The sequence below is a fragment of the Mucilaginibacter sp. NFR10 genome (genome assembly GCF_900100445.1).
GTDB classification, from domain to species: Bacteria; Bacteroidota; Bacteroidia; order Sphingobacteriales; family Sphingobacteriaceae; genus Mucilaginibacter; species Mucilaginibacter rubeus.
This window is the reverse complement of sequence record NZ_FMTV01000002.1, coordinates 489,387-496,884: the sequence shown is the minus strand read 5'-3', so window position 1 is coordinate 496,884 and position 7,498 is coordinate 489,387. Positions and strand designations below refer to the sequence as shown.

Below are 7,498 nucleotides of genomic sequence, written 5' to 3'. Positions count from 1 at the left end.
CCTTTCACCTTTCACCTTTCACCTTTCACCTTTCACCTTTCACCTTTCACCTTTCACCTTTTACATCAATTGTAACTTTACAGTAACTAATTTCTTTTAACCATAAGTTTTCAGCATATTTAGGTTTGACATCTTTCCTGTATGCGTAAACTTTTACTATCAGCCTGCCTGTTATTAGCTATTGGGTTTCATGTATCTGCTCAAAAAAAAGCTAAAAAACCTTTAGATCATACTGTGTTTGATGGATGGCAAAGTATAACAGGCCAACGCATCAGCAATGATGGTAAATGGATAGGTTACGTCATAAAGCCGCAGCAGGGCGATGCTGAACTGATTATAAAAGACGCCAAGAACGCTACTTTGGTAAAAATTCCAAGAGCTGACACAATTAAGATAAGCAGCGATTCAAAATTTGCTGTATGCCTTATCCGGCCGTTTTATAAGGATACCAGGCAGGCCAAAATAAAGAAGAAAAAGCAGGCGGATTTCCCTAAAGATACTTTAGGCATAATTACTTTAGGATCATCATCCGTAAGCAAAGTCCCGGCCATCCGTTCATTTAAAATAGCCGAAGATGCAGCTGTTATAGCCTACCTGGCAACGGCCGATACACTTAAAAAACCAGCACCAGGCGATACCTCAAAAAAAGCTGTGGCTGCAACTGTTGCCCCGCCTACGCTTGAAGGTGCAGACCTAACTGTTAAAAAATTAAAAACCGGCATCGCACGAACTTTTAAATATGTGACCGAATACCAGGTCAGCAAAAACGGCAAATGGGTAACGTTTGCTGTTACAGCCCCGATAAAACAAAAAGAGACTGTATCCGGTCTGTATCTATTTGATTTGGAAAAAAACTCGGTCAAACGGCTAAGCACCGGCAGAGGCAATTACCATAACATCAGTATTGATGATGCCGGGCGCCAGGTAGCTTTTACTGCCGAGAAAAATCCGGAAAAGGCATTGGTAAAACCATTTAAGCTTTATTACTACAACACTGCAAAAGATAGCGCGGAAGTTATTGCCGCTGTCGGATCTGCAGGCATACCCAATAACTGGGCGGTAAGCGGCGATGGCAAAGTAAGCTTTAGCAAAAGCGGCAATAGCCTTTTCTTTGGCACTGCACCTATCCCCAAACCTGCCGATACCACCCTTGCTGATTTTGAGGTAGCCAAGCTGGATATCTGGAACTACAAAGATGATTACCTGCAGCCCCAGCAGCTCAAAAACCTGCAAACCGAGTTGAAGCGTAGCTATCTTGCAGTGATAAAACCTGAAGAAACGAATGCCAAAATTATTCAATTAGGTAGCAAGGCCATTCCCGAAATGTTAACTGCCGAAAATAAAGATGCCCGCTATGTTTTAGGGCTTACAGATACCGGCGCCCGCGTATCGGCCCAGTGGGAAGGCAGTACCAGGCAACAAGCCATTTTAATTGATACCCGGAGCGGCAATCACAGGTTTATTAATGCCTCTTTGGGCCGTTATTATATCTCTCCGCAGGGCAATTATGTACTATGGTTTGATGCTAAAGATCAGGCATGGTACTGCTATACCATAGCAACGGGGCAAAAAATAAACCTGAGCAAAGCAACCGGCACCAAAACGGGCGACGAACTGAACGATGTGCCCGGCTATCCTTCAGCTTACGGTGTGGCAGGCTGGACGGCTGGCGACAAGGCCGTATTTATTTACGACAGGTATGATATTTGGCGTTTTGACCCGGCAACGGGCGACGCGCTTAACTTTACCAAAGGCATAGGGCGCAAAAACAAACTGATCATGAGGTATGATCAAACCGATCCGGAGCAAAAATTCATCCCCCTGAAAGAGCCGATGTGGCTGTTAACCCAAAACGAAGAAACCAGGCAATGGGGATATTTCCGGAAGTTTCCTGAGACTAACAATCTGCCCGAAAAAGTGACCATGGCCCCAATGAGTTATGATAACCTGCTGAAAGCTAAAAATGCAGATGCTTACATCTACACCAAGGCAAGCTATAAACAGTCGCCTGATTTGTACTTTTCATCTGATTTGAAGAAAGAGATCAAGCTGAGCAACATCAACATACAACAAAATGAATATAACTGGGGCACTGCCGAGCTTGTGAGGTGGACGACACCTAAAGGCTATCAGTCGCAAGGCATCTTGTATAAGCCCGAAGATTTTGACCCGGCCAAAAAGTACCCGATGATAGTTTATTTTTATGAGAAACTTTCTGACGGGCTTTATAATTACATTGCTCCGGCTCCCACTCCTTCCCGCCTGCCTATCTCATTTTTTGTAAGCAACGGTTATCTTGTTTTCGCACCTGATATCAGCTACCAAACCGGTCATCCGGGGGCATCGGCAGTCGAGTTTGTAAATTCGGGCGTTGAGGCTTTAAAGAAAAACACATGGGTTGATGCTGCACATATTGGCTTACAGGGCCAAAGCTGGGGTGGTTACCAGGTGGCTTACCTCATTACCCAAACCAATATGTATGCCGCAGCCTGGGCAGGCGCGCCGGTAGCTAACATGACTTCGGCCTACGGGGGACTCCGCTGGGAATCGGGCCTGAACAGGCAATTTCAGTACGAAAAATCACAAAGCCGCATTGGTGCCACGCTTTGGGAAAAGCCTGAGCTGTACATCGAAAACTCGCCCTTGTTCCAGCTGCCCAAAGTAAAAACACCGGTGATGATCATGAGTAATGACGCCGACGGCGCTGTGCCATGGTACCAGGGGATTGAAATGTTTACAGCTTTACGCCGTTTAGGTAAACCTGTTTGGTTACTGCAATACAATGGCGAGGCTCATAACCTGGTACTGCGCCAAAACCGCAAAGACATTACTATACGTGAGCAGCAATTCTTCGATCACTTTTTAAAAGGCGCGCCAATGCCGGTTTGGATGGATAAGGGAGTGCCTGCGGTTGATAAAGGGAAAGACTTAGGCCTGGAGCTGGAAAAATAAAAACTTTATATAAAAATTAATTTTACATAAAGTAATAGGATTAATAATCTACAGCTCCTTCAAAAAACCCAGCAGCGCAATGACTACACCAGCTAATACCGCCATCATTTTACGCATATTGAAACGGTGATCAGCACTCGATTCAAAGAGGATGGTAGTGGAGATATGCAGGAAGATGCCGATAACAACCCCCATGATCCTGTTAAAATAATGCTGTAGGTTACCAATGTTTCCGCTGCTTAACGCGTCGCTGAAAAAATAACCTGCCGGCGCCATTACCGCGAATACCGCCACAAAAAGTATGGTTTTGTTTTTACCTTGTTTATTAGTGAGCAACACTGTAGCCAGTGCGAAGGCTGCCGGGATATGGTGTAAGGCAATGCCGTAAACTAATTGGTCCTGGTTGCCCTGGGCAAGCGGCATTCCCTCCAAAAAAGCATGCAGGCAAAGGCTTGCCATGATACCAATAGGGAAAACTGCCAGATCATGCGGGTGTTTCTGCATGTGGCCATGCTCAATCCCGTCCGAAAATTGTTCAAGCACAATCTGGAACAGGAAGCCGACCAATATGAATACGCCGACGTAGTTATCATTACCGTGGTAAGCATCGGGAATCAGGTGCAAAACGGTAATACCAAACAGGTAAGCCCCGCTGAACGACAGTACCAGTTTCAGCGTTTTATGGTTATCGCCCTTAAATAAAAACACAGAAGTACCGCCAAAAAAGGCAGCAAAAAAAAGCAGCAGAATTTTCCAATATCCCATTAAAAGGCAGGTTGTAATTTTTTAAACAATAATGAAAACAGCCATCCAACAAAGGCCCCATATAAAGCGCCGCACAATACATCTACCGGGAAATGCACCCCCACGTATACCTGTGCAAAGCAAATGCTGCCTGCCCAAAGTATCGCCCAAAGCCATACCCACTTCCATTTTCTGAAAAACACAAAGCTAAGGAATATCGCCATGGCAAAATGATCGGTGGCGTGGGTTGATGGAAAACTATACCCGCTACCACAGGGCACGCGGCTGATATCGGTTGCAGATACAACCGGGTCACGGCAAGGGCGAAGCCGCTGAATATTGTGCTTAATAATAACTCCACTGGTGAAATCAGCAACGCCTGCCGATGCCGCCAGCAGCATTATAATAATAGCGCCTGTTTTTTTATATCGCCATAAACAAAAAATAATGATGAAAATATACAGCGGGATCCAGAATTTGGGGTTACGCAACAAGGGCATGATCCAGTCGAAAAATGAATTGGACAGGTCATGATTAATGAAATAAAATAAATGCCGGTCGAGGTTTAAAAGATAGTCGGGCATTGTTTTTTACTATAGGTGTTTGTTTGCTGTAATTTCCAAAGTTATCAAATAGCTTAAAAAATCCTTTAAATTTTAATACTTAGCAGCAGCATTATCCCGTTAAGCATAAAATAATGCGCAGGGATGACAATTGAAACCACCCTGCACCGTATTAAAAAACAATAAATTAGCCGTAACCTTATATGCAAGCGTTTGCGTAAATCCTTAAAACAATATCATTTGTAGCTTATATTTTTTACTTTTACCACACCAAAAACTTCGCATTTTGACATTAATAAAATCTATTTCAGGAATACGCGGCACCATAGGCGGTGCTGTTGGCGATGGTTTAACACCGCTTGATATTGTAAAATTCACTTCGGCCTACGGATCATGGGCTGTAAAAAAATCGGGGATTAAAAAGATTGTAGTAGGCCGTGATGCCCGTTTATCGGGTGCTATGGTGAACAATCTTGTTATTGGCACGCTACAGGGTTTGGGGATTGATGTTATTGACCTCGGGTTATCAACTACGCCGACAGTTGAGGTTGCCGTTACCGGTGAGCAGGCGGCGGGTGGTATCATCCTAACCGCGAGCCACAACCCAAAACAATGGAACGCCCTTAAACTGCTCAATGCAAACGGCGAGTTTATCAGTGATGCCGATGGCAAGGAAGTGCTAACAATTGCCGAATACAGCGACTTTAATTATGCCGATGTAAACGATCTGGGTAAAGTTACTCATGATGATACATGGCTTCAAAAACACATCGACCTTGTACTGGCCTTGCCGCTGGTTGATGTTGAGGCTATAAAAAAAGCCAACTTTAAAGTAGTAATAGATTGTGTTAACTCAACAGGCGGTATTTTTGTACCGGCCTTGCTGAAAGCTTTGGGCGTTGAAACCGTTCACGAACTGTATTGTGAGCCGGATGGCAATTTCCCGCATAATCCCGAGCCGCTTCCTGAAAACCTGATAGCTTTATCAAAAGAGGTTGTGGGTAAACGTGCCGATTTGGGTATTGCTGTTGATCCGGATGTGGACCGCCTTTGCTTTGTTTGCGAAGATGGTAACATGTTTGGCGAAGAATATACGCTGGTTGCCGTAGCCGACTATGTTTTGAAAAACAATGTGGGCAACACGGTATCTAACCTGTCATCAACCCGTGCGCTACGCGACGTAACTGAAAAAGCAGGCGGCGAATACCACGCGGCTGCGGTTGGAGAGGTTAACGTGGTTAACAAAATGAAAGAAGTTAACGCGGTTATCGGTGGCGAAGGTAATGGCGGGGTTATCTACCCTGAGTTACATTACGGTCGTGACGCTTTAGTTGGTATCGCGTTGTTTTTAACTCATCTGGCTAAATATGGTAAGTCGGTTTCAAGTTTGCGTGCGTCATATCCGGGTTATTTTATTTCAAAAAACAAGATCACTTTAACACCTGAAATGGACATAGACGCCCTTTTGGCGAAAGTTGAAGAAAAATACATCAAGCAGCCCCACTCAACAATTGATGGCCTGAAAATAGAATTTGATAAAGAATGGGTACATTTGCGGAGGTCAAACACCGAGCCCATTATCAGGATTTACTCTGAAGGCAATTCTGAAACCGTGGCAAACGGTTTGGCCAATAAGATCATCATCGATATTAAGGAGATCTTACAGCTGAAAGGTTAATTTTACTGGTATTAAAAATAGCAGGCAACCGGCGGTAAATACCGTTGGTTGCTTGCTTATATATACATTACCGGGCATGTGTTTTTGAAGTTACTGATCCATTAATTTATAATTTTTAAAAAAATGCGCGTTTATTTTGATAATGCCGCCACTACACCGCTTGATCCTGATGTGATGAAGGAGATGTATAAGGTGATGGAAAGCCAGTTTGGTAATCCGTCGTCAATACATGCCCACGGCAGGGAAGCCCGTACTTTAATTGAGCGTTCGCGGAAAACGATTGCCGGTTTACTGCACACCTCGCCCGCCGAAATCTTTTTTACATCAAGCGGTACGGAGGCCGATAATACGGCTATCAGGTGCGGGATCATTGATCACAAAATTACCCATGCTATCACCAGCCCCACCGAGCATCACGCAGTGCTCCACACGCTGGAAGCAATGGAAAAATCGGGCATTATTAAATTGAGCCTGGTAAACATAGACAGCAAGGGTGTTATTGATTATAACCACCTGGAAACATTATTGAAAGAAAATGAACGCAGTTTTGTTTCATTAATGCATGCCAATAACGAAATAGGCACCCTATCAGATATGGAGCGCATTGGTGACCTGTGCGAAACATACAATGCCATTTATCATTGTGATACTGTGCAAACCATGGGCCATTACCAGCATGACCTGAGCAAGCTTAAAGCTCATTTTGTGGTATGTGCCGGTCATAAATTGCATGGGCCTAAGGGTGTAGGGTTCCTGCATATCAATCATAAAATCAAAATAAAACCATTTATTTACGGCGGCGCCCAGGAACGCAACATGCGCGGCGGTACCGAAAATATTTACGGCATAGTAGGTTTGGCCAAAGCGCTTGAACTTGCTTACGGCGAAATGGAACAGCATCAAAACCACATTCAGGGCTTAAAATCATACATGATGGAGCAACTGATTGCCAACGTGCCCGGTGTAAGCTTTAACGGCGAAACCGACCCCGAAAAAAGTTTATATACAGTATTGAACGTAGCATTTCCTGAGATGGAAATGAGCGATATGCTGCTGTTTAACCTTGATATTGCCGGCATTTCTGCGTCGGGCGGCAGTGCCTGCAGTTCGGGCAGCGATATTGGTTCGCATGTGTTAACTGCTATCGGTGCCAGCTCTTCACGGCCATCGGTACGTTTCTCGTTTTCAAAGTATAATACAAAAGAAGAAGTTGATTTTGTAGTAGCTAAAGTTCGCGAGCTTTGTGCTGTGAATGTGTAAACTTTGAAAGTACTGATATTATAAACGCCTTAAGGACTGGTTCTTAAGGCGTTTTACTTTGATAGGGGCATGCTGAGTAAATTAAATCCGGGGCCTCTGAAGGTGAAATGACAAAGAGGGCTTGTCAGTCTGAGCCCGTCGAAGACTCGTGCGCAGAGGCCTGCCCGCCATACTTCGACGGGCTCAGTATGACACCTCTCTTTTTAAGTTGTCATGGGTAACTTGTTTCAGCACCTCATATGCTAAGCACACTGCCAAGCAAATCGCCCACCCGTCCAGTGGGGTGCTGAAACAAGTTCAG

General features: G+C 44.5%; 5 protein-coding genes. 3 read left to right on the top strand and 2 right to left on the bottom strand.

Annotation, left to right across the window (positions count from 1 at the left end; all coding sequences use genetic code 11):
* Nucleotides 1–141 precede the first annotated feature (141 nt).
* Complete coding sequence (locus BLP33_RS09980) at nucleotides 142–2,952, top strand: S9 family peptidase (protein ID WP_090527076.1); 2,811 nt, start codon at nucleotides 142–144, stop codon at nucleotides 2,950–2,952.
* Nucleotides 2,953–3,000: 48 nt separating this feature from the next.
* On the opposite strand, the gene BLP33_RS09975 is transcribed toward BLP33_RS09980, so the two are convergent.
* Both BLP33_RS09975 and BLP33_RS09970 read right to left on the bottom strand, forming a co-directional pair.
* Entirely contained in the window at nucleotides 3,001–3,717 is a 717-nt protein-coding gene (locus BLP33_RS09975; protein ID WP_090527074.1) for a ZIP family metal transporter, read from the bottom strand.
* On the bottom strand, nucleotides 3,717–4,280 hold the full coding sequence (locus BLP33_RS09970) for a phosphatase PAP2 family protein (protein WP_090527072.1): 564 nt from the start codon (nucleotides 4,278–4,280) through the stop codon (nucleotides 3,717–3,719). Before BLP33_RS09970 ends, BLP33_RS09975 begins: the two co-directional genes overlap by 1 nt.
* Before the next feature lie 265 nt (nucleotides 4,281–4,545).
* Between BLP33_RS09970 and glmM the strand changes: the two genes are divergently transcribed.
* Nucleotides 4,546–5,937, top strand: coding sequence for a phosphoglucosamine mutase (glmM, locus tag BLP33_RS09965; protein WP_090527070.1), 1,392 nt, complete (start codon nucleotides 4,546–4,548; stop codon nucleotides 5,935–5,937).
* 123 nt (nucleotides 5,938–6,060) lie between these two features.
* On the top strand, nucleotides 6,061–7,197 hold the full coding sequence (locus BLP33_RS09960; RefSeq protein WP_090527068.1) for a cysteine desulfurase family protein: 1,137 nt from the start codon (nucleotides 6,061–6,063) through the stop codon (nucleotides 7,195–7,197).
* The last annotated feature ends 301 nt before the right edge of the window (nucleotides 7,198–7,498 follow it).